We start from the raw sequence: 19,160 nt of genomic DNA, 5'->3' as shown, positions 1-19,160 counted from the left end.
CCATTGAATACCTCCAACTTGATGAGCCGTCTGCTGGCCCCTTGCGCCTTGGCGCTGAGCCTCGCTGCTTGCTCGCCCGGGAATGACACCCAGGCCGGCAAGACTCTGAACATCGCGTTCTTTGGCGACAACACCACCCTGGTCAGTGTCGACCCGTTCCAGGTCTATTGGCTGGAACACCGGGTGCTGCTGCGCAATGTCGCCGAATCCCTGACCGACCAGGACCCGGAGACCGGCAAGATTATTCCCTGGCTGGCCAAAAGCTGGGAGGTCAGTGACGACGCGCTGACCTACACCTTCCACCTGCGCGATAACGTCACCTTCAGCAACGGCGAACGCTTCGATGCCAAGGCGGTGAAAACCGCGTTCGACAGTGACAAGGCACTGGCTACTGAACTGCCAGCGACCTTTGGCGCCACCTACCTGGCGGGCTTCGACCACGCCGAGGTGGTAGACGATTTCACCGTCAAGCTGGTGCTGTCCAAGCCCAACGCCGGCTTCCTGCAAGCCACGTCGACGACCAACCTGGCGATCCTCGCCCCCGCCTCCTACGCACTGACGGTGAAGGAGCGCTCACTGGGCAAGATCATCGGCACCGGGCCTTTTGTATTGGCCAGCTACACGCCGGAAGTCGGTGCGCACCTGACCAAGCGCAAGGGCTACGCCTGGGCCTCGGCCAATATGAAAAACCAGGGGGAAGCGCACCTGGATGCGGTGGACATCAGCTACATCCCCGAAGAAAGCGTGCGCAACGGTCTGTTCCTGCAAGGCAAGGCCGACATCCTGTGGCCACGCAACCCGTTCTCGGAAGTCGACCTGAAACTGTTCCAGTCCAAGGGTGCGACCATCCAGAGCCGCTCGCTGCCAGGGCCTGCGCTCAACCTGTACCCCAACACCCGTGGCGAGCGCATCCTCGCTGACCAGCACGTACGCCTGGCGGTGCAGAAGGCCCTCGACCGCAAGAGCTACGCGAGCACCGTCTACAACGGCGAGTTTCCGGTGGTGGACGGTATCTTCGATGTGACCACGCCTTACTTCAAAAGCCAGGGCAACAAGCTCGCCTATGACCCTGCGGGCGCTGAACACTTGCTGGACCAAGCCGGCTGGGCCAAGGGCACGGACGGTTACCGGCAAAAAAACGGCAAGCGCCTGACCCTCAGCTACAACATCAGCCCCGCCGAGACCGCTGGCGACGTCTTGATCCAGGACCAACTGCGCAAGGTCGGTATCGAATTGAAACTCAGCGTGGTCACTCGCGCCGAATGGGTCGCCAACAACTCTGCCGGCAATTACGACCTGACCATCAACTACATGACCCGCGCCGACCCGATCATCCTGCAGACCATCCTCGATCCGCGCAGCGCCAACAGCTCAACGGTGGCCACCAACACCTACGAACCGGCGGTGCTGGAAAAAGCCAAGGGCTTGTTCGATGCCGGTATCACCGCGACCCAAGGCCAACAACGCGCAGCGGCCTATGGTGACTTGCAGGACCTGCTGATCGATGAAAGCTCTGCCTTCCCGGTGTACGAGCGCGTGTGGCAGGCGGCGACGTCGCCCAAGGTGAAGAACTTCCGCTGGACCGCCGAGGGCTTCGCGCTGCTGGGTGATATCGAGATCGGCACGCCATGAGCCGTTACTTGATCGGTCGCGTTGGCCAAGCCCTGTTGGTGCTGTGGGGGGCGTACAGCATCACGTATTTCATCCTCTATCTGCTGCCGGGTGACACCTTGTCGATCATGCTCAGTGCGTCGGGCATGGAAGCCGACTCGCTGTCGGTGGAAGACCTGGCCAAGGCCCGGGCTTTCTACGGGCTGGACAAGGGCCTGTTCGAACAGTATTTCGACCTGCTGCTCGGCGCACTGCGCGGTGACTTCGGCCAGTCACTCTCGCTCAATCGCCCGGTCGCCGAGCTGCTCGCCGAACGCCTGCCGCAGACCTTGTCCCTGGCCGGCCTGGCCATCGTGCTGTCGCTGCTGGGCGGGATCGGCCTGGCCTACCTGACGGCCTATATCCGCTGGCAGCCGTTGAAGCAGGCCTTGGCGCGCCTGCCGTCGCTGGGGTTTTCGGTGCCGGTGTTCTGGATGGGATTGTTGCTGATCCAGGTGTTTGCGTTTGGCCTGGGCTGGTTTCCCGCCACTGGCAGCCGGGGTTTCGAAAGCCTGGTGCTGCCGGCCATCACCCTGGCAATTCCCAGTGCGGCGGTGTACGCCCAAGTGCTGCAACGCAGTTTCCAGGGGGTGTGGAGAGAGTCCTACATCGCCACGGCCTACGCCAAGGGCCTGAGCCGTGGCCAGGTGCAGGCACGGCATGCGTTCAAGAATGCCGCACTGCCGATCCTCACCCTGATCGGCTTGCAGGTGGGCAATACGGTGTCGGGCGCGGTGTTGGTGGAGACCATCTTTGCCCGCTCCGGCATTGGCCGCCTGGCCCAGGAAGCGGTATTGCGCCAGGACATACCGGTGGTGCTGGCAATCGTCGCGGTGTCGGCAGCGGCATTTGTACTGGTGAACCTGCTGGTCGACCTGCTCTATCCGTGGCTCGACCCGCGTATTTCTCACACGCCAAAGGTGTCCTAGACCATGACGATCCTTGAGCAGAACCTGGGCCGCAGCGCCCTCCCGGCCAGCCCGGCGCTGTGGCGCCGCCGCAGCCGCCTGCAACGCGCCACGGCGGTGGTGTTGCCGCTGCTGCGCAGGCCCGGTTTCAGCCTGGCGCTGCTGGTGGTGGTATTCGCGCTGGTGGCCGCCGTAGCCCCGCACCTGTTGAGCGGCTTCGACCCCTACGCCACGTCCCCCATCGACAAGCTCCGCGCGCCCAACCTGAGCCATTGGTTCGGCACCGATGAGCTGGGGCGCGACCTGTACACCCGCGTGGTGTTCGGCTCCAGCCTTTCGGTGCTGGCGGCGTTTCTCGCCGTGGGCATCGCCCTGCTCGGCGGCCTGGGCCTGGGCATCCTGTCGGGCTTCGCCGGTGGGCGCATTGATGCGGTGATCATGCGTTTTGTCGATGTGTTGCTCGCCCTGCCCGGCCTACTGCTGGCCCTGGCCATCGTGACGGCGATCGGCTTCGGCACCGTGCCGGTGGCTATCGCCGTGGGCATCGGCATCATTCCAGGGTTTGCGCGCACCACCCGCGCCGAAGTGCTGCGGGTCAAGACATTGCCCTACGTCGAGGCCGCGCGCCTGGGCGGTGCAAGCTGGGGCCGCACCTTGCTGCGGCACATCCTGCCCAACGCCTGGGGGCCAGTGGCGGTACTCGCGACCCTGGACTTTGGCGCGGCCATCCTGGCGACTGCGGGTCTGAGTTTCCTGGGGTTTGGCGCCGCGCCACCGGCAGCCGAATGGGGCACCTTGATCGCCAACGGACGGCACTTTCTGATCACTGCACCGTGGGTGTCGCTGCTGCCCGGCCTGTTTCTGGTGGCCGTGGTGTTCAGCCTCAACCATATCGCCCGCACCTTCGAGGAGATCCAGCGATGAACGCTTTAGTGGATGTTCGCCAACTCAGTGTCAGCTACCGCTCCGGCGGGCACGTCAATCAAGCGGTGCGCACGCTGTCGTTCGCTATCGCCCACGGCGAGACGGTGGCGATTGTCGGCGAGTCCGGCTCGGGCAAGTCGACCCTCGCCAATGCCATCCTCGGCCTGCTGCCAGACAATGCGCAGATCAGCACCGGCCAACTCTGGGTGGACGGCAACGACCTCACCCACGCCAACGAGCGCCAGAAACGCAGCCTGCGCGGGCGCACAGTGGGCCTGGTGCCCCAGGACCCGATGGTCAGCCTCAACCCGACCCTGCGTGTCGGCCAGCAGATTGCCGAGGCGCCGATCCTGGCCAAGGGCAAACGCTACCCCGCCGTGGATGCCGACATTGTCGAACTGCTGCAACAGGTGGGCATCGACAAGCCTCTGCTGCGCGCACGCCAGTACCCCCATGAACTCTCCGGCGGCATGCGCCAGCGCGTGCTGATCGCCATTGCCCTGGCCGGCAACCCACGCTTGATCATCGCCGACGAACCCACCAGTGCCCTCGACGTGACGGTGCAGCGCAAGATTCTCGACCACTTGCAACGCCTGGTCAGTGAGCGTGGGATTTCGCTGTTGATCATCACCCATGACCTGGGCGTGGCTGCCGACCGTGCCGATCGGATCCTGGTGATGCAGCAAGGCGAACTTGTCGAGCAGGGGCCGCCACGCCAGATCCTCAGCGCGCCGCAACACGACTACACCCGCGCGCTGATTGCCGCCGCGCCCGCGTTTGCCAAGCGCCGTGAGCCCTTGGTGCGCATTGACCCGGCGCAACCACCGATACTGAGCCTGCACAATGTGGGCAAGACGTTTGCGCTGCCCAAGGTCAAGGGGGAGGATTCGACGTTCGTTGCCCTCGAAGACCTCAACCTGCAGGTCTTTCCCGGCCAGACCCTGGCCATCGTGGGCGAGTCCGGATCGGGCAAGAGCACCGCGCTGCGTATCGCCCTCGGCCTGGAAAAACCCACACAGGGTCGGGTCTGGTTCGAGCAACGGGACGTCACCGACTTGAGCTGGCGCGACTTCCGCCCGCTGCGCCAGCGCCTGCAACTGGTGCAGCAAAACCCGTTTGCCGCCCTCGACCCACGCTTTACCGTGTTCGACAGCATTGTCGAGCCGCTGGTGTCATTCGGCGTGCTAAAGGGCCCGGCCCTGGAACAGGCCGCGCGGGAATTGATCAGTCGCGTGCACTTGCCCGTCAGCTACCTGGACCGGCTGCCGCGCGAATTGTCCGGCGGCCAATGCCAACGCGTCGCCATCGCCAGGGCACTGGCGTTGAAACCGGACCTGTTGCTGCTGGACGAGCCGGTCAGCGCGCTGGATGTGTCGGTGCAGGCGCACATTCTTGATCTTTTGGAAGAGCTGCAACGGGAGATGGGCATTGCCTATGTGCTGGTGTCCCACGACCTGTCGGTGGTGGCCAACTTCGCCCATGAAGTGCTGGTGCTGCGCAATGGCCGGGTGATTGAACAAGGCTCGGTGGAGCGGATATTCAATCAGCCGGCGAGTGACTACACGCGGGAATTGATTGCGGCCATTCCTGGTCGGCAGGTGACGGCGACGGCGGCATGATCACCCATTTTCAACTGCGACATCGCAATAAACTCGTCTCACAAGAGGAAAACCATGATTGAATCAGCTACAAAGCCGTGAAGGCCTTAAATTGAAGACACTTGACGGACTTAAATGTGAAAATTACTCCTATCTATGCGCCGGATTTCATGCTGATTTCGCTGCCCAACGAACTGGCGAACATCATAGGAGCGGGAGCCCAATTGGACTTGGAAAATCCAAAATTAAACTGTTTTCTCTTGCATGAGTGGCTTCATTACACCCACAACACCTCGACGATCAACGGAATGTATTGTTTTACCGCAATGATTATTCTCTGGTCTGATTTCCGCTGGAAACTCGACGCTACCGGGATATCGACGCCACTCGATACCCTTAGTTTGAACCATGCCAAGGCAGTTCGGCGCAACTACTCGCTGTTTCAAAATGGCCGCAGACCCCGAAGCAATCCCGTGGAGTTGACGCGATCGCGTAACGACTTTCAGGTTGTCAGCGCGAGGACGGTTGACGAACCTCTTCTGCAAAGCATGGATGATCACTCAGAAAAAGGCACCGTCATTAAATGTGACGTGATCCTAGGATCAGAGCCTGTGGCCTATGCGGCTGAAATAGGTGCGCTTGAGATTATCGAAGGTTTAGCCTATCTATGTGAAGAGCGCTATATGGCGATATTCAAGGATTGCCCACCCACCCCTCCTATCGCGCCTTACCAACTCATCTACAAATTGTCTCGCTACCTTGTTCCTAACATCTCCAGGGATGACGTTATTGCCTGTGCAATAACGGCTCTACAGAGCAGTGACGCACCCCAAGTATTTTTCAAGTTGATGTCTAGTCTGGGTAAAATCGACCCGTCAGTCAGGCGAAACGCATTGGCGGACTATCAGGTCAAAATTCTGGACGCCAATATCACTCAGATCCAAAACCTCGCCACCACAATGGAGGGTTACTTCCCCAAGCATGAGGAAATGGCGAGTGCAGTCAAATATATAGCCTCTCTAATGGAAAGGAATCTGCACAATCGGCGCGCCACGCCCTTTTTCGAGCTGGATGCGCTCGACCACCTGAAATCGACGTCGGAAGAAACTCGCGCGACAACATTGGGCCGAATCATCGCGGACCTGACGTGCTGCAGAATCCTAGCGGAGGGCCACGGAGACCTTGATCAGCCATGTCGCGATAAGATCGTCTTTTATGGCAACCCCCAAGACATGACTGATGAACGCAGCTTTGGCAGTCACAAACTTCATGCGGCATTTCATTATATGAAGTTGCATCTGAGTGAGGATGGCTTTATGGACACCCAAGCCGTTAAAGAACACGTTGACCCTGTTCGCAGGCGCTGTCCCTATTACACCGCATGTCACTTTGAGTTGCGAAAGCAGCAGCCGACGATGTGCAAGGAATCGCCTTGGGAGTCAATTTTAAGTCCGATGCCGGTGGGCCAGTCCTGTTGGTATCGGGAGGGCGTACAAGCTACCCGCCGCCCCGATAACGAAGGGCAGGTTTCGAGACCCGCATGAAGCGACTCAGGTTCCTTGCATGCTCAGCAACAGTCCTTTGCCATTAAGCTCATTGATAGCCCCCTAACGAAACCCCCATGCTAGAGGGCTAATCGCTCGCTTATATCATTCCGAATGATAGTTACCTTTGCTTCATTCGATTCGTGACATAGCACATCGCCGCGCATGATCCGCCCATCTCAAATACATTGGCGGATGCACCTCATGGAACAGTCACTCAAACATTTGCGCTTCCCTCTGGCGATTTTGGCCGTGGTCGTGATGAGCGCGTGCGGCAAGAGCCCGGAACAAGCGGCCGCCATGCCAGCTGCCAAAGTCAGCGTGGCCAAGGTGCTGGAACAACCGGTCAACGAGTGGGATGAGTTCACCGGTCGTTTGGAAGCCCCGGAAACCGTGCAGATCCGTCCGCGCGTGTCCGGCCAGATCGATCAGGTGGCCTTCACCGAAGGCGCCCTGGTGAAGAAAGGCGACCTGCTGTTCCAGATCGACCCGCGTCCGTTCCAGGCTGAAGTGCGCCGCCTTGAAGCCCAGTTGCAACAAACCCGCGCCGCGGCAACCCGCAGCGATAACGAAGCGCAACGTGGCGAGCGCCTGCGCCAGAGCAATGCGATCTCCGCCGAACTGGCCGACTCGCGCACCACGTCCGCCCAGGAAGCCCGCGCCGCCGTCGCCGGGATCCAGGCGCAGTTGGATCTGGCCAAGCTGAATCTGAGCTTTACCCGCGTGACCGCGCCGATCAGCGGCCGTGTCAGCCGTGCTGAAATCACCGCCGGCAACCTGGTGACCGCCGACGTCACCGCGCTGACCAGCGTGGTCTCCACCGACAAGGTCTACGCCTACTTCGACGCCGATGAGCGTGTGTTCCTCAAGTACACCGAACTGGCCCGACAAGGCCGTCGTGGTGCGACCACTCCGGTTTACCTGGGCCTGTCCAACGAGACCGGCAACCCGCACCTGGGCCAGATGAACTTTGTCGACAACCAGGTCAACCCAGCCACCGGCACCATCCGTGGTCGCGCCGTGTTCGACAACAGCAAGGGCGAATACACCCCTGGGCTGTATGCACGCCTGAAGCTGGTCGGCAGCGGCACCTACTCCGCCGTGTTGATCAACGACGAAGCTGTCGGCACCGACCTGGGCAAGAAGTTTGTGCTGGTGATGGACGGCGACAAGCCGGCCTATCGCGCGGTGGAACTGGGGCCGAAGATCGAAGGCTTGCGCATCGTGCGCAGCGGCCTGAACAAGGACGACACCATTATCGTCAAGGGCCTGCAGCGCGTGCGCCCTGGCTCGCCGGTCGCCCCGGAAACCATTCCGATGGCCAGCAAGGAAACCCTCGCCGCCTTGGCCCAACAACGACAAGCGCTTGAAGCCAGCAACCTGGAACAAGTGGCGCCGGATAAAGCCGCGCCCAAACTTGCCAGCGCTGCGACTCCACGCGGTTAAGGGATACGACTCAAGATGAATTTTTCCAAGTTCTTCATTTCGCGGCCGATCTTCGCAGCGGTGCTTTCGCTGCTGATCCTGATCGCCGGCGCGATCTCGCTGTTCCAATTGCCGATCAGCGAATACCCGGAAGTGGTGCCGCCGACCGTCGTGGTACGTGCCAACTTCCCGGGCGCCAACCCTAAAGTCATCGGTGAAACCGTGGCCGCGCCGCTGGAGCAGGCGATCACCGGCGTCGAGAACATGTTGTACATGTCCTCGCAGTCGACCGCCGACGGCAAGCTCACCCTGACCATCACCTTCGCCCTGGGCACCGACCTGGACAACGCGCAGGTGCAAGTGCAAAACCGCGTGACCCGGACTCAGCCGAAACTGCCTGAGGAAGTGACACGCATCGGTATCACCGTGGACAAGGCCTCCCCCGACCTGACCATGGTGGTGCACTTGACCTCCCCGGATCAGCGCTACGACATGCTGTACCTGTCCAACTATGCCTTGCTCAATGTGAAGGATGAGTTGGCGCGTCTGGGCGGTGTGGGTGACGTGCAACTGTTCGGCATGGGCGACTACTCGTTGCGTGTATGGTTGGACCCGAACAAGACCGCTTCGCGCAACCTGACGGCCACTGACGTGGTGACGGCAATCCGTGAGCAGAACCGTCAAGTCGCCGCCGGTGCCCTGGGTGCGCAACCAGCACCGACCGCCACTGCGTTCCAGTTGTCGGTGAACACCCAAGGTCGCCTGGTGACCGAGGAAGAGTTCGAGAACATCATTATTCGCTCCGGCGATCACGGTGAAATCACCCGCCTCAAAGACATCGCACGGGTGGAGCTGGGCTCCAGCCAATACGCCCTGCGTTCGTTGCTCAACAACCAGCCGGCCGTGGCGATTCCGATCTTCCAGCGCCCTGGCTCCAACGCCATCGAGATCTCCAACGAAGTACGCGGCAAGATGGAGGAGCTGAAAAAGAGCTTCCCGCAAGGCATGGACTACAGCATCGTCTATGACCCGACCATCTTCGTGCGCGGCTCCATCGAAGCGGTGGTGCACACGCTGTTCGAAGCGCTGATCCTGGTGGTATTGGTGGTGATCCTGTTCCTGCAGACCTGGCGCGCCTCGATCATTCCGTTGGTGGCGGTACCGGTATCGTTGATCGGTACGTTTGCGGTAATGCACCTGTTTGGCTTCTCGCTCAACGCGTTGTCCTTGTTCGGATTGGTACTGGCCATCGGTATCGTGGTGGACGACGCCATCGTGGTGGTGGAGAACGTCGAACGGAACATCGAACTGGGCCTGGAACCGTTCCCGGCTACTGAAAAGGCCATGAGCGAAGTGACCGGCCCGATCATCGCCACCGCGTTGGTGTTGTGTGCGGTGTTCGTACCTGCGGCCTTCATCAGCGGCTTGACCGGGCAGTTCTATAAGCAGTTCGCCTTGACCATTGCGATCTCCACGGTGATCTCGGCGTTCAACTCACTGACCCTGTCCCCTGCCCTGGCTGCCGTATTGCTCAAGGGCCACAACGCGCCGAAGGATGGTTTCTCCAAGTTCCTCGACAAGTTGCTGGGCGGCTGGTTGTTCAAACCGTTCAACCGCTTCTTTGACAAGGCCAGTCATGGTTATGTCGGCACCGTGCGCCGCGTGATCCGTGGCAGTGGTATCGCGCTGTTCCTGTACGCCGGCCTGATGGTCCTGACCTGGCTGGGCTTTGCCCACACGCCGACCGGTTTCGTACCGGCCCAGGACAAGCAATACCTGGTGGCCTTCGCCCAATTGCCGGACGCCGCGAGCCTGGATCGCACCGAAGACGTGATCAAGCGCATGTCCGACATCGCCCTGAAACAACCAGGCGTGGAAAGCGCCGTAGCGTTCCCGGGCCTGTCGATCAACGGTTTCACCAACAGCCCGAACAGCGGCATCGTGTTCGTGACCTTGAAACCGTTCGACGAGCGTAAGGACCCGAGCATGTCCGCCGGTGCGATTGCCGGTGCCTTGAATGGCAAGTACAGCAGCATCCAGGAAGCCTACATGGCGATCTTCCCACCGCCGCCGGTACAGGGCCTGGGCACGATTGGTGGTTTCCGCCTGCAGATCGAAGACCGCGGCAACCTGGGTTACGACGAGCTGTACAAAGAAGTGCAGAACATCATCACCAAGAGCCGCACCACGCCGGAACTGTTCGGCCTGTTCACCAGCTACACGGTCAACGTACCCCAGGTCGATGCTGCCATCGACCGCGAAAAGGCCAAGACCCACGGCGTGGCGATCAGCGACATCTTCGACACCCTGCAGATCTACCTGGGCTCGTTGTATGCCAACGACTTCAACCGCTTCGGCCGCACCTACCAGGTCAACGTGCAGGCTGAGCAGCAGTTCCGCCTGGACGAAGACCAGATCGGCCAGCTGAAAGTGCGCAACAACAAAGGCGAGATGATCCCGCTGGCGACCTTCATCAAGGTCAGCGACACCTCCGGGCCGGACCGCGTGATGCACTACAACGGCTTTATCACCGCTGAAATCAACGGCAACGCTGCACCCGGCTACAGCTCTGGCCAGGCTGAAGCGGCGATCGAGAAACTGCTGAAAGAGGAACTGCCCAACGGCATGACCTACGAGTGGACCGACCTGACTTATCAGCAAATCCTCTCGGGCAACACCGCACTGTTCGTGTTCCCGCTCTGCGTACTGCTGGCGTTCCTGGTACTGGCCGCCCAATACGAAAGCTGGAGCCTGCCATTGGCGGTGATCCTGATCGTACCGATGACGCTGCTGTCGGCGATTACCGGGGTGATCATCTCGGGCGGCGACAACAACATCTTCACCCAGATCGGCTTGATCGTACTGGTGGGCCTGGCGTGTAAGAACGCGATTCTGATCGTCGAGTTCGCCAAGGATAAACAGGCAGAAGGCCTCGACCCGCTCGCTGCGGTACTGGAAGCCTGCCGTCTGCGTCTGCGGCCGATCCTGATGACCTCGTTCGCCTTCATCATGGGTGTGGTGCCACTGGTGTTGTCCAGCGGTGCGGGTGCCGAGATGCGTCATGCCATGGGCGTGGCGGTGTTCTCCGGGATGATCGGTGTGACCTTCTTCGGTCTGTTGCTGACGCCAGTGTTCTACGTACTGATCCGTCGCTATGTGGAGCGCAGCGAAGCGCGCAAAGCGGCCAAGGCCTTGAAGCTGGAGACACAGCAATGAGCGTGAAAGTATTCCTGCCGAGCTTGCTGGTACTGGCGCTGAGCGCCTGTGCCGTAGGCCCGGACTACAAGACCCAAACCCCGGAGGCGGCCAACATCACGGCCGCTGCCGATGCCAAGAAGTATGACCATGCCAAGTTCGAAGGCATCTGGTGGCAGCAGTTCGAGGACCCGACCCTCAACCAGTTGGTGACCCAATCGCTGCAAGGTAACCGTGATCTGCGCGTCGCTTTTGCCCGCCTGCGGGCGGCCCGTGCGATCCGCGATGACGCCAGCAATGACGCCATGCCGACCATCACCAGCCGGGTCAGCAGTGACCAAGGCAAAGGCCAGATCCCAGGCCAGACCACTAGCCGCGTCAAGACCGAGCGTTACGACCTCGGCCTGGACATGGCCTGGGAGCTGGACCTGTTCGGCCGCATCCAGCGCAACCTGGAAGCCACCGACGCCGACCAGCAGGCTGCCGAGGCTGACTTGTACCAACTGCAAGTCACCATGATTGCCGAACTGGTGGACGCCTACGGCCAATTGCGGGGCGCGCAACTGCGTGAACGCATTGCCCTGGACAACCTGAAGAACCAGCAGGAATCGCGCACCATCACGGTCAGCCTGCGGGATGCCGGTGTGGGCGACCAACTCGACGTGGAGCGTGCCGACGCACGCCTCGCGGCAGTCGAAGCCAGCGTGCCGCAACTGCAAGCCGAACAAGTCCGTGAGCGTAACCGCATCGCCACCCTCCTCGGCCAGCGTCCCGACAAGCTGACCGTCGACCTGGGGCCGAAAGACCTGCCGGCGATCGCTAAGGCGTTGCCGATTGGCGACCCGGGGCAACTGCTGCAACGTCGCCCGGACATCCTCAGCGCCGAACGCAAACTGGCCGCCGCCACCGCGCGCATCGGCGTGGCAAAGGCCGACCTGTTCCCACGGGTCAGCCTCAGCGGCTTCCTCGGCTTCACCGCCGGGCGCGGTTCGCAGATCGGCTCGTCCGCCGCCAATGCCTGGGCCCTTGGCCCGAGCATCACCTGGGCCGCGTTTGACCTGGGCAGCGTGCGCGCCCGTTTGCGTGGCGCCGATGCCGAGGCGGATGGCGCCCTGGCAACCTACGAGCAGCAAGTGCTGTTGGCGCTGGAAGAGTCCGAAAACGCCTTCAGTGACTACGGCAAGCGCCAGCAGCGTTTGGTATCGCTGATCCGCCAAAGCGAATCCAGCCGCGCCGCCGCCGACCTGGCCGCAATCCGCTACCGCGAGGGCACTGTGGACTTCCTGGTATTGCTCGACGCCCAGCGTGAACGTTTGGCCGCCGAAGACTCCCAGGCCCAAGCCGAAGTAGACCTGTATCGCGGCATTGTTGCGATCTACAAGGCACTCGGTGGTGGCTGGCAGCCGGACACGGTGGTCGCCAGCGCCAAGTGATGTAAAGAGCTCCTTTGGTTGGTCGCATCCAGCCAATTTTTTGCCCCGTGGTCCATTCGGTCACGGGGTTTTTTTTGAAAGCTTTTATGTGATTCTTTCGAATAAAAATCCAACGCAGCAGTGCGTGGTGTATGCATAAAAAAAATAAAGACTGTTGAGCATCCGTGCTCGAAACATTACAAGCAACTCATGGAGTTCAAACGGTTACAGCAGTACCTTGCGAAGGAACACGTGGGGGTTGTTGGACGTACGCCTCAGTTCCGATTCCGGTATTTATCAACCCTGTGTTAGACAGCAGCCCTACCGTATCATTGGTTGTCCAGGGTTTAAATGAATTCCTGAAGTACCCATGATTACTCTTACCCGCACTAGACGCCAACGACCGGAAATTGGAAACACCTTTAGCCAAGGCTTTAGGCGCATGCGTGCCTATGCTTCTAACCCCGATAGATGTGAGACGGTACAACGCTTTACTCGTGTCTATAACAGCACCCGGTAAATTGAACATCGAGAGGGCGGCCCTACCATACTGCGCAAGTTTTGCCGCTGTCGTGGCAGCTTTTGCGGCTGCACCGACAGCACCGGCTACTACAAACAACGCCCCGAAAATTTCCAACCCGAGTCCGATTGCCCCCATCGCCATGCGTTTGGGATCGCCTGACGCGAGGTCTTCAATATTGGATTTGAAAGGAATTATCGTATTGATAATAAATGATTCGGCTGCTTCAAATCGCTTCTGAATGGCCTCATTCGTTGTTACCCCCCTGGCGCTTTCCAACATCAACTTACGATTCAGGAATAACTGATTTTCCTTGAAGGTCTTAATGAGTTCATCGGTTCTCTTGGATGAAAAGGTGTTCGGCACCTGGTTGGATTCGCTTCGATCTTGTTTATCTGCAGGAAAGTAGCTCAAGATGTCGAGGTCAGCCGGCAACTCCGGATAGCTATTTTTATAGACGCGCACCCACTTCTTATCATGGTCGGCCAGGGCTCTCATCGCCGGCAAGTACTCTGGACGCAGGACGTAGCCCTCTCCTGAGGGAAGCATTTCATAGCACTGATCGCCTGAAGTGTCCTTGGCATATATTAGAGGCCCCATTTTTTGTTGAGCCTGCGCTTGAGAGAGCTTGCTCCCGTCCGATAATTGGTAGGGGGATGCACCCACTACGAAGACCTCTCCGAACTCTAACCGGACTCTGTCTTCAAGAGGCATGTCGCTCATAATGACCCTGGCCGACTGAAGGACGAATTTTTCCAGGTGTTGGGTTCCGTCATTGAACACGTCATCGAACACGTCGCCTAAAGGCTCTAACTTTGACAACTGAGACTTTAGCGATTCGAACTTAAGCCGATCTGCGGCGCTGGCAAACTTCCATTGCACGGTGTCCACATTCTTTGCGGTCAGCACGCCCGACATATACAAATCCAAGATCGAGTGGGTGCCAACCGCATGCTCGGCCGTTGAGACGGATTTTCCATCAACAGTGGTTCCGTCCGGAACAAGTGGATGCAGAGCCTTAACTGCTTTTACGGTTTTATATATCAACGAGTCTGGTTCAGCATAGATGATGCGCTTACTGAAAAAATTCTCATTACCTGGAGACACTTTCTCTAACGCTTGCTTCGCCATTTCAGAACGGGAAATAACACCCATGCGAGCGCTATCCAGATCACTGTTCATCGCGCTGTAGTTTTCAAGACGCTGGTTGTAGCTTGTGAGTGCCCGCTTGACTGCTGATTCCGAGTAATCGTCCTCGGCGGTGACAACCCCCTGTGCAAGGGCCCAGTCATAAATAGGCCCCGCGCTCAGCGCGGTTTGCAATTCCTCATGGCTGCTGGTTATAGGCGTCAAGACACTGCGTGAGCTGACTTGCGCTACATCCATTTCCCGCGAACTGCCTTGAGAGGCCATTTCCACGAGGGCGGTCTGAATACGCAAGTTAACATGCGTCAAACTCCCCACCCGTTCCGCGCCAGCCCCCTTAACCAGGAACTCTGGAGCGACCGTCGCCAGCAAGGCATGCGTCATCAGTACAGCCTGCTCCATGGGGAGCTTTTTAGTGACACTTATGTGTTTTTCCAACTCATCCCGCACCTCAGACAGCTTTTTCCCCGCATTCGATGCTGAATACAGGTTGTAGCCCGCAATAAGATTACGTTTTTTACCCAGGTCTATATCAACGCGAAGCATATCGCGTAGCATCAGCAACTGTTGTCGATCACCGGGAGTGGCGTCCGCGATCGCGAAAGGGAGTTCGCCGTCAAACCGGGTGAGAATGGTTTGGCTACGTGCCAACCCTTCTCCTTGGCTTAACGCCTGGGCAATGAGTTTGTCGGCATTCTTACGTATTTGCTCCAAGGTTTTACCGGCCCACGGTTTAGGCGAGCAATCGAATAGGGTTAACTTTGCGTCCGGGTCATTGTCAGTCGCAGTACGGCGCACTCGGTGGCGATGGTCGGCGCTCGGCGTTTCGGAATCCGTCAGATATTCCCGGCCATAGCTGCCAAGTGAACTTCCAGGTGGGATTGGATTAAGTTTCCAGTTGATCAGGTTCCGCAGTTCCTTCACCGTGGGTGTGCTGGGAAAGTCGTCAAGTCCGGAAGCACGCAGCATCTGCACGGCGTCGGCCCTTGCTCCCGAGTTGATGATACCCCCGGTACTTTTGGCCTTTTCGATAGCGTTATCGAGCAGAGGGGCCAATACGGCATTGGCTCGAACTTGCGCGGTCACATTTTTCCACGTCCCGGATTTACCACGGCTCTTTATGAACAATTGGCCATCTACCAGGCGAGTGGGAGCATACCAATCCGCCTGGTGCGCTAGCAGAATAGAAGCCATCTGGGGAAGTTGCCTCAGCTTCTTCAATAGCTCGGGTTTTGACGAATTGGCAGAGGCAAGTGATGACCCCGGTACAATGTCCGACCGGATCGTCCCTAAATCGATTTTTTCATCGTCCGGTTTATCCTTGATAGCGCCAAGTAATGTTTTTATCAACGCGGATTCTTGCTCCGTGTCCTGATACTGGCGCAATGTTGATTGCTGAGCCATAGGTCCACGTGTGGGATTATCAGCAGCGTTTATGGCAGGGAAACCATCTCTCTTGAGTTCGCGGGCTTCGACAGTGTTGATCGGCCAGGTTCCTCCGTAGAATGCCATGACCTCTTTGGGTGAGAGTTTAGCGTTGCCATTACCAGCCAGGCCTGTACGTTGCGGGTCCAGCATGGCAGCACTCTCAATAGCTTGGCGTCCTAGCGGCCACCAACCCGACTTGTCTGACGGGGTAAACTTGACGGCGGTAAGTTTACCATCGACCCTTTTTTGTGCGGTGAGCGTGGAACCCCGAAGACGAAGTGAGTCAGGCACTAAGTTCTGCGCCTTTACCCAGGTCTGCAACGCCTCGGAGTTCCATGATTTATTGTAAAGTTTGAGCCACTGACCCACCGATGACTTATCCGACGGCCACGTCCACCATCCGATGTCTACGTGCGAATCTGCTACAGTTGCGGCCAGTTTATCGTCCTCTATTTTTGCCGCTTTAATGGCCTCGTCCACCCCCCCAGAGGAAGTTCGCGAAACAGGTTCATTAGCTGATACACCCGATTGGGCGGTCTCCTGCGGATCAGACAGCTCACGCCTGACTGTTTCATCTCGGCCGTTAGGAGAATAGTTAGGTCTCGACACGCCCCCAGTATTAACGGTTTGCACACTCATATAAGTACTCCAGTATTTAGGAGACTTCATTCTGTAAACCGCTACCTTTACATGATGTAGGAGTTGTCCTGAGCCATTCGGGCGTGTTTATCCATGTATTGCGGTTGCAAATTGAGCACGTTGCCGAGTGTTTCACTTTCGTTGGGAGGTGCGTGATTCCTATCGGATTAGTCGCATTGCCTTGTGGTACTCGGCCTCACTCAGCGCCATCCAAAATCAAGCTGCGATAGTGCCCAGGGTTGGAACCGGCCCACTTGCGGAAGGCCTTGTAAAAGGAGCTGGTATCGGCGAACCCAAGCCGCGCGGCGATCTCCGCAAAGCTGATCTGCGGTTCAGCCAGCCAGACAATGGCCAGTTCCTTGCGCACGCTGTCCTTGAGGCCTTGGTAGGTTTGCCCTTCTTCTGCCAATCGGCGCCGCAAGGTTGAGGCCGAGATGCACAGGCTGGCGGCGAGGCCTTCGGTTTCCTCCCAGGTGTCGGGGGCTCGCTGGCGCAGGTCATGCTTGATGCGAGTGGCGAGGCTGTCCGGGTCGCGGTATTTGACCAGGATGTTGGCCGGCGCATGGGCCAGGAAGCGCTTGAGTTCCTCTGTGCTGCGCTTGATCGGCAGGTCCAGGCAGTCGGCGGAGAAGATCATGCGGGTACGCGGCCGATCGAAACGCAGGTTGTCGGAAAACATCACCTGGTAGTCGTCGCAGAAGTCCGGTTTCGGACAACGCAGTTCAATCGCCAGGATCGGAATCCGCCGCCCCGCCAACCAGCACGCGACGCCGTGCACGATCATCCAGTAGGTAAAGTAGGTGAAGGCCCGATTGGGTTCGGACTCGGGTTCCAGCAATACGATCTCTGCCAAACTCTGTTGACGCACCAGTTCAGCGGGCATCCGCTCCAGCATCAGCGACAGGAACCCCAGGCCAATTTCCAGGCTGGTGGCCAGGGTGGGTTGCGCCATCGTGGCGCGACAGAGAAACGCCAGGCTGCCGGACTTGAGCTTGCGCGGGTCCATGCCAAAGAACTCATCGTCCATGCGCCGCGCCAGCAGACGCCATAGGCGCGCGTAGGTGGTGGCCGAGACCCGTGCATTGGGCTCGGCCAACAGTGCCGGATCAATCCCGGCTTTAAGCAGCACTTCGGCAGTGGCCGCCCCAGGGACGCAGCTTTGCAACAAGGCTTCGCGCACGAGGTGGAGGGAGATGGTGTCTTTTTCCGACATTGGCGCGGTCCGTGCCCTGGGTGGGGTGAAATGCCGCCATCTTAGGCAGTCACGCGATAAAAGAGTAGGCGCCGCGTAACAGGTCTCAGGTATTCTGCGCCCGGATTTTTACTGACAGGATGTTGAACCGATGAGTTGCTGGGAAGTACTTGGACTGACGCGCGACGCCGACACGCGCACAATCAAGCGCCAGTACGCGGTGTTGCTCAAGCAGCATCGCCCGGACGAAGACCCCAGCGGCTTCCAGCGCTTGCGTGAGGCCTATGAGCACGCCCTTGAGTGGCACCGCTTCGACGCGGCCGCTGATTCGCCGCAACCGGTGCCTGTCGATATCGTGCAACCGGCCACGCACGAAGCCGACACCCGTGGCGAACAGGCTCAAGCCCTGATCGCAGGCGCCACTGCCAGCGATCTCGCCAACCGCTACCGGCAGGCCATGGACAGTGACTGTGCCGATGCATTCGAGGCCCTGTTGCTGCAGCGCTGCCTGATATCGGCCGACCCGGCGTTCAGCGAATGGGCCGTCACCCACTTGCATTGGCTCAGCCCCTGGCAACGCGAAGTACCGAATTGCCTACCCGAGTACCGCCTCGGCGTGCTGTTGGAGCAGATGTTTACGCACGTCGAGCAGCGGTTGGTCGGGTTGCTTGATCAACAACAGGTCGAGGCGTTCAAGGCCGCATTGACCGAATTGAACCACACCGAATGGCTCAAGCCGCTGGCCCGTCACGCACGGATCAACGACCTGCTGGCCCGCACCCTGCTGGCGAGCCGGTTTTGGTCCGAGGCATTGTTCGACACCCTATGTGCCCAACAGGCCTGGTCCGACAAAGAGTTGGAAAACCCCTGCCCCGAACCCGAGTGGTCGCAACTCAAGGCGCGCAATGCACTCGAGCGCTTCAAGGCGCACACCTTCGCCCAGGCCAGCCTGGATTCGCGCGATGCGCAGTGTCGCGCCGCAAGGTTGTTGTTCGGCGACATGCCGCTGGAACAACGCCAGCGGTTCGCCCGACGCTTTGGCGAGCCCGACTGGAACGCCTGCCGTACGCTCAGCGAAACCCTCCTGAACCAATTCCCGTCACTCTGTGCCCTGACGCCCGGCGGTGACCCGTACTTCTGGCGCGACTGGGAACGTGCCACCCGCCCCTGGCCGATGTTCGTGGCACTGCTGGGCATGGCCGCCGGCTGGGCTGTGCGCGACCAGCAGGTGACCGACCACACGTTGATGGAAACCCTCGGCATGGCGCCGACCTGGGCGTTTCTTATTACGATACCGGCGCTGATGATCCTGGCAATCTGGCGCCCAGCCACTGATGGCTACGGCGAAATCGACGACCGACTCGCCCCGCTGTCACGCTGGCTGAGCTTTCGCCGACCGTCACCCTTGTTCATCCGCGAGATCTTGCCGTGCTGGCTGTTGGGTGCGCTGATCTGGGTCATCCTTGGCCCTTATGCCTTTATCGGCTATGGGGTGTCGCTGCAAGCCTTGGGGATCGCACAGCGTTTGTTCGGCCGGCGTGGCTGACGCGCGCCGTTCAGCCAGGGTTCAGCAAACGTC

General features: G+C 59.5%; 11 protein-coding genes. 9 read left to right on the top strand and 2 right to left on the bottom strand.

The features are described 5' to 3' along the window. Positions 1–21 precede the first annotated feature (21 nt). From KUA23_RS13755 to KUA23_RS13720, 8 genes are all read left to right on the top strand, one after another. Positions 22–1,632 (top strand): ABC transporter substrate-binding protein, encoded by a 1,611-nt coding sequence (locus KUA23_RS13755; RefSeq protein WP_252994278.1) that lies wholly within the window; start codon positions 22–24, stop codon positions 1,630–1,632. After that, positions 1,629–2,579 (top strand): ABC transporter permease, encoded by a 951-nt coding sequence (locus KUA23_RS13750; protein WP_252994150.1) that lies wholly within the window; start codon positions 1,629–1,631, stop codon positions 2,577–2,579. The genes KUA23_RS13755 and KUA23_RS13750 overlap by 4 nt, the downstream gene beginning before the upstream one ends. A 3-nt stretch (positions 2,580–2,582) precedes the next feature. Further along, positions 2,583–3,482, top strand: a complete 900-nt coding sequence (locus KUA23_RS13745; protein ID WP_100490721.1) for an ABC transporter permease — start codon at positions 2,583–2,585, stop codon at positions 3,480–3,482. Further along, positions 3,479–5,101 carry a dipeptide ABC transporter ATP-binding protein gene (locus KUA23_RS13740; RefSeq protein ID WP_252994149.1) on the top strand — a complete coding sequence of 541 codons (1,623 nt, stop codon included), beginning with the start codon at positions 3,479–3,481 and terminating at the stop codon, positions 5,099–5,101. Before KUA23_RS13745 ends, KUA23_RS13740 begins: the two co-directional genes overlap by 4 nt. Positions 5,102–5,217: 116 nt before the next feature. After that, positions 5,218–6,624 (top strand): hypothetical protein, encoded by a 1,407-nt coding sequence (locus KUA23_RS13735; protein WP_252994148.1) that lies wholly within the window; start codon positions 5,218–5,220, stop codon positions 6,622–6,624. Positions 6,625–6,828: 204 nt separating this feature from the next. Continuing rightward, positions 6,829–8,070 carry a multidrug efflux RND transporter periplasmic adaptor subunit MexE gene (gene mexE / locus KUA23_RS13730; protein ID WP_252994147.1) on the top strand — a complete coding sequence of 414 codons (1,242 nt, stop codon included), beginning with the start codon at positions 6,829–6,831 and terminating at the stop codon, positions 8,068–8,070. A gap of 15 nt (positions 8,071–8,085) precedes the next feature. Beyond that, positions 8,086–11,265 carry an efflux RND transporter permease subunit gene (locus KUA23_RS13725; protein WP_252994146.1) on the top strand — a complete coding sequence of 1,060 codons (3,180 nt, stop codon included), beginning with the start codon at positions 8,086–8,088 and terminating at the stop codon, positions 11,263–11,265. After that, positions 11,262–12,677 (top strand): efflux transporter outer membrane subunit, encoded by a 1,416-nt coding sequence (locus KUA23_RS13720; RefSeq protein WP_252994145.1) that lies wholly within the window; start codon positions 11,262–11,264, stop codon positions 12,675–12,677. Before KUA23_RS13725 ends, KUA23_RS13720 begins: the two co-directional genes overlap by 4 nt. 196 nt (positions 12,678–12,873) lie before the next feature. Here KUA23_RS13720 and KUA23_RS13715 read toward each other — a convergent pair whose 3' ends face one another. Further along, on the bottom strand, positions 12,874–16,389 hold the full coding sequence (locus KUA23_RS13715; RefSeq protein WP_252994144.1) for a hypothetical protein: 3,516 nt from the start codon (positions 16,387–16,389) through the stop codon (positions 12,874–12,876). Between the two features lie 196 nt (positions 16,390–16,585). Then, positions 16,586–17,602, bottom strand: a complete 1,017-nt coding sequence (locus KUA23_RS13710; RefSeq protein ID WP_078048382.1) for an AraC family transcriptional regulator — start codon at positions 17,600–17,602, stop codon at positions 16,586–16,588. A 130-nt stretch (positions 17,603–17,732) separates the two neighbouring features. Between KUA23_RS13710 and KUA23_RS13705 the strand changes: the two genes are divergently transcribed. Beyond that, entirely contained in the window at positions 17,733–19,127 is a 1,395-nt protein-coding gene (locus KUA23_RS13705; protein WP_252994143.1) for a J domain-containing protein, read from the top strand. Positions 19,128–19,160: the final 33 nt, after the last annotated feature.

This window comes from Pseudomonas pergaminensis (assembly GCF_024112395.2).
In the GTDB taxonomy this organism is placed as follows: domain Bacteria; phylum Pseudomonadota; class Gammaproteobacteria; order Pseudomonadales; family Pseudomonadaceae; genus Aquipseudomonas; species Aquipseudomonas pergaminensis.
The sequence above is the reverse complement of the archived record's forward strand: the minus strand, read 5'-3'. Positions and strand labels throughout refer to the sequence as shown.